Below are 5,205 nucleotides of genomic sequence, written 5' to 3'. Positions count from 1 at the left end.
GCTGGCCGTCGCCGACCGGGTCGCCGCCGCGAAACGGGGGACGGACAAGCCCGTCCAGGACCCGGCCAGGGAACGGGAGGTCCTCGCCTCGGCGGCGGCGCCGGCCCGGCGGTTGGGGGCCGATCCTGCGGCCACGGTCCGGGTGTTCCGGGACCAGATCGAGGCGGGCAAGGACGTACAGCGCGCACTGCTCAGCCGCTGGCGCGGCCACCCCGACGAGGCCCCGGCCGCCCGGCCCGCACTCGCCTCTGTGCGCGACGAGATCAACCGTGTCGACGGCGCTCTCGTCCGGGCGCTCGCCCGCTCGGCGGGGACCCGTACCGCCCCGGTCTGCGGCGGCGCGCTGGCGGCCTCGGCCGTACGAGTCGCCGCCGACGCACGGTTCGACGCCACGCACAGGGCGGCGCTCCACCGTTCGCTGCGCTCCGTCTGCGGGCCGTCCTCGGCGAGCGGCCTTCGACCGCGGCCTGTCCCGGAAGGATGACGGTCGCTAATGTGGGGCCGGACGACGCAGCGGGAGGAGCAGGACGTGGCCGACAGCACCACTACCACCCACCAGCCGCTTTCGGGCTGGGACAAGCCGGAACTCGACCTGAGCGGGGCGGACTGGCAGTCGGGAAGCCAGGGAACGGGTGACGTCCAGATCGCCTTCGTCGAAGGCTTCATCGCGATGCGCAACGGCCGTAAACCGGAGAGCCCTTCGCTGATCTTCAGCCCCGCCGAGTGGCGGGCGTTCGTGATCAACGCGCGGGACGGTGAATTCGACCTCACCTGACGGGACGCGGCAACCGGGCGCTCCACGGGCGGTGTTCCGAACGGCGGAGCGCACACCGGGCCCGGCTCCGGCGTAGTCACGCGAACACGTACCATGGTGGGATGTCCTTCCTCCGCCGCCGCAGCGCCGCCACACCCGCGGGCCCGGACTTCGACGTCCTCGCCATGGATCCGGGTGACTGGCCCGGCAATCTCGGTGCCGGTCTGCTGCCCGCGCCCGACGGGAGCTGTCAGGGCGTCTTCCTGCGCTACGACCTGTTCGGTGGCCGCGGTCCCGCGATGATCATCGGCAATCTGCCCGAGGGCTCCCCGGCGCGCGAGCTGCTGGACGGCCAGATCCCGTTCGAGGTGGCCCAGCTCCTGCTGGCCCTGGAGAACGAGGAGCCCGTCGAGGTCACCGGTGCGGAGGACATGCCCGTGATGCAGGGGGACAACCTGCTGATCGTGCGCCGTCTCAAGCTCTCGGAGAGCCGTATCTCCTGCGTGCAGTTCGACCGCAGCGACAATGTCCTCGTCACCATCGCGAGCTGGGACCGGCCGATCACCGACGACCTGTACGCGCTCCTCAAGCCGCTGCCCGCCGAGCTGTTCCAGCAGGGCTGAGCCCGGCGCGGTCGGCTCCAGCGGGGCTGAGCGGGACCGGGGAACGGCCCGCGCACGGCCCGCGCGCCTGATTTCTTGACCTCGTCTTGCCCGTACCGTGGTTTTGTCATGTCTCTTGCCAAAACAGTCATCGGACTTTTACCGTGACTGGCCATGACCCCAGGGATCAGCCGCAGGACCACGCTCATGTCGGCGCTCGGTGCAACGGGCGCTCTGGCAATAGGAGTTCCCAATCCGGCCGCTGCCGGGACCGTCGCGTCCGGCTCTGCGGCGGCGGGCTCATCCGCCGCCGATGCCAAGCCCTCCGACGATTCCTCCGATGAATTGACGCTCTGGTACCGGACCCCGGCCGCCGACTGGGAGCGCGAGTCGCTGCCCATCGGCAGCGGAGCCCTCGGCGCCGGTGTCTTCGGGACGCTCGCCACCGAACGGCTCACCCTCAACGAGAAGACCCTGTGGACCGGCGGCCCCGGCGCGGCCGGCGGCTTCGACCACGGGAACTGGACCACGCCCAGGCCCGGCGCCCTCGCCGCCGTCCAGGACCGGATCGAGGCCGAGGGCGGACTCAGTCCCGAGACCGTCGCCGCCGAGCTGGGACAGCCCAAGCACGGCTTCGGCTCCTACCAGGTCCTCGGCGACCTGGAGCTGACCGTCCCCGGCGCTCCGGCCACGCCCGACGACTCCTACCGCCGCGCCCTCGACCTCCGTTCCGCCGTGGCGAGCGTCGCGTACAGCCACCAGGACGCCGCGTACACACGGGAGTTCTTCGCCTCCCACCCCGCCGGGGTCATCGCAGGGCGGTTCGCCTGCGACCAGCCGGGAAAGACCGGCTTCACCCTCCGTTACGCCTCGCCGAGGAGCGACTTCACCGCTACGGCGCACGGCGACAGGATCACCGTACGGGGCGTCCTCCAGGACAACGGGCTGCGCTTCGAAGCCCAGATCCGGGTACGCGCCGAGGGCGGCACCATCAGCGCCGGGACCGACGGCACCCTCACCGTCAGCGGCGCCGACAGCGCCTTCTTCGTCCTCGCGGCGGGCACCGACTACGCGGACACCTTCCCCGACTACCGGGGCAAGGACCCGCACGCCGCCGTCACCTCGGCCGTGGACAGGGCGGTCGCCCGCCCGTACCGCGACCTCCGCGCCCGCCATGTCGCCGACCACCGCGCCCTCTTCGACCGGGTCACCCTCGACATCGGCCAGCGGCTCCCCGCGCTGCCCACCGACGAACTCCTCGCCGCGTACGCCGCCGGCACCGGAACCGGCCCCGCCGACCGGTCGCTCGAAGCGCTCTTCTTCCAGTACGGGCGCTATCTCCTCATCGCCTCCTCCCGCGCCGGATCGCTGCCCGCGAACCTCCAGGGCGTCTGGAACAACGTCACCAACCCGCCCTGGGACGCGGACTACCACGTCAACATCAACCTCCAGATGAACTACTGGCTCGCCGAGGTCACCAACCTCGCCGAGACCACGGAGCCCTACGACCGCTACATCGAGTCGATGCGCGCACCCGGCAGGACCAGCGCCCGGGAGATCTTCGGCTCGGCCGGCTGGGTCGTGAACAACGAGACCGACCCGTGGGGCTTCACCGGCGTCCACGAGTACCCCTCGTCGTTCTGGTTCCCCGAGGCGGGGGCCTGGCTCACCCAGCAGATGTACGACCACTACCGCTTCAGCGGCTCCACCCGGTATCTGCGGACCACCGCCTATCCGGTGATGAAGGAGGCCGCCGAGTTCTGGCTCGCCAACCTGCGCACCGACCCGCGCGACGGAAAGCTCGTCGTCACCCCCAGCTACTCGCCCGAGCACGGGGACTTCACCGCCGGCGCTTCCATGTCCCAGCAGATCGTGCACGACCTGTTCACCAACACGCTGGAGGCGGCCAGGACCCTGGGGGACGCACCCGGCTTCCGTACCAGGCTGGTCAGGGCACTCGACAGCCTCGACCCCGGGCTGCGCGTCGGCTCCTGGGGCCAGCTCCAGGAGTGGAAGACCGACACCGACAGCAAGACCGACGACCACCGGCACGTCTCGCACCTCTTCGCACTCCACCCGGGCCGGGCGATCGAGCCGGGCAGCGAGTGGGCCGAGGCGGCGAAGGTCTCGCTCACCGCGCGCGGCGACGGCGGCACGGGCTGGAGCAAGGCCTGGAAGATCAACTTCTGGGCCCGGCTGCGCGACGGCGACCACGCGCACCGGATGCTCACCGAACAGTTGAAGAGCTCCACCCTGCCGAACCTCTGGGACACCCACCCCCCGTTCCAGATCGACGGCAACTTCGGAGCCGCCTCCGGGGTCGCCGAGATGCTCGTACAGAGCCAGCACGGCCCGATCGAGGTCCTGCCCGCCCTGCCGGCCACCTGGCCCGACGGCTCCGTGACCGGGCTGCGGGCGCGCGGCGGCGCCACCCTCGACATCACCTGGTCAGGCGGCAGCGCGAGCCGGGTCGTCCTGCACGCGAGCCGTACGGCTGAGCTGACCCTGCGCGCCACCCTGCTGCCGGGCGGTGAGCGGAAGATCAAGGCCAGGGCCGGACGGACGTACATCTTCACCCGGAGCGCCGCCTGAGGCCCTGAGAGCGCCGCTGCCCCTTCTGCTCTGCGGAACCCGCCGGAATCCCGCAAAATGGATGCACGACCGCGGGTCCGTACGCCGACCGTCCGTCCGGCGGGACCTTCGTCGAGCGAAGGGGCAGCATGGACAGCAACGCGACCACGCCCGACCTTCTGCGCGAGCTGCGCACCCGGCACACCTATCCGGTGGTGTCCCTGACGATGCCCACGCACCGGCGTGAACCGAACAGCGAACAGGACGGCGTACGCCTGCGCAATGTCATCGCCGAGGCCGGCCGCAGGCTGGAGGCCGACCCAGAGGTGCCGAGCGTGGCGCGGATCGCGGTCAAGGAGCAGCTCGCCCTGGCCGCCGGCGAGGTCGATCCGCGCCGCACGCTCGACGGCCTGCTGATCCTGGCCGACACCGAGGAGTTCCGGGTCTGGTACCTGCCGCGCGAAGTGCCCGAGCGGGTCGTCCTCAGCGACACCTACGTCACCAGGAACCTGGTGGCGGCGAGCGAGCAGTCACGCCCCTACTGGGCCCTCGGCGTGGCCGCCGACCACGCGACGCTCTGGAGCGGCACCGGCGAGTCGCTGCACGAGTATCCGGAGAACGGTTTCCCCATGAAACCGGAAGCGGAGGCCTGGGACGCCGAACGGGAGGAGCGGATCGGCGACACCCCCAGCACCTTCACCGACGAGGAGACCCGCCGCTTCCTTCGCTCGGTCGACAACGCCGTGGGCGAGGTCGTCGCGGCCAAGCCACGGCCGCTGTACGTCTTCGGTGTCGCACCCGCGCTCGCGCTGCTGGACGACGCGGGCAGCGCCGCACACCGCGCGGCCTCGGGACGGCTCGTCAAGGGCGGCCTCACCGACGGCCCCGCGCCGGTCCTGCTGCGGGAACTCGGACCCGTCGTCCAGGAGTACGCGCGCCGCGAGAAGTGGGACGTCCTGGCCCGCCTCGACGACGCCACGAGCAGGCACACCTTCGCCGGCGGCCTGGACGAGGTCTGGGAGGCCGTACGGGAGAAGCGGGCCGCCCTGATCACGCTCGAAGAGCACTACCAGGTCACCGCCCGGGTCTCCGACGGCCATCTCCTGCCCGTCGGAGACGGGGACGGCGGGGCCGCCGACTGGCCCGACGTACGGGAGGACATCGTCGACGAACTCGTCGAGAACGCGCTGCGCGGCGGCGCCGAGGTGGTCTTCCTCCCCGACTCCACGCTGGCCAGGCACGACCGGATCGCCGCCGACCTCCGCTACTGACGGCACG

5 protein-coding genes are annotated in these 5,205 nt (G+C 71.5%); all 5 read left to right on the top strand.

Features of this window, described 5'->3' with window-relative positions:
• Positions 1–484, top strand: a 484-nt coding sequence (gene aroQ / locus QR77_RS01185; RefSeq protein ID WP_052488445.1) for a gamma subclass chorismate mutase AroQ, incomplete at its 5' end; no start/stop codon positions are given.
• A 45-nt stretch (positions 485–529) separates the two neighbouring features.
• A complete protein-coding gene (locus QR77_RS01180) occupies positions 530–775 on the top strand; it encodes a DUF397 domain-containing protein (protein WP_040027065.1) in 246 nt (81 codons plus the stop codon).
• Positions 776–876: 101 nt separating this feature from the next.
• On the top strand, positions 877–1,377 hold the full coding sequence (locus tag QR77_RS01175; RefSeq protein ID WP_040019253.1) for a hypothetical protein: 501 nt from the start codon (positions 877–879) through the stop codon (positions 1,375–1,377).
• 153 nt (positions 1,378–1,530) lie between these two features.
• A complete protein-coding gene (locus QR77_RS01170; RefSeq protein ID WP_052488443.1) occupies positions 1,531–3,948 on the top strand; it encodes a glycoside hydrolase family 95 protein in 2,418 nt (805 codons plus the stop codon).
• A gap of 128 nt (positions 3,949–4,076) precedes the next feature.
• The gene (locus QR77_RS01165; protein ID WP_040019251.1) at positions 4,077–5,198 is read left to right on the top strand and encodes a hypothetical protein; all 1,122 of its coding nucleotides are present in this window, start codon (positions 4,077–4,079) and stop codon (positions 5,196–5,198) included.
• Positions 5,199–5,205: the final 7 nt, after the last annotated feature.

This window comes from Streptomyces sp. 150FB, from assembly GCF_000818195.1.
Lineage (GTDB): Bacteria > Actinomycetota > Actinomycetes > Streptomycetales > Streptomycetaceae > Streptomyces.
The sequence above is the reverse complement of the archived record's forward strand: the minus strand, read 5'-3'. Positions and strand labels throughout refer to the sequence as shown.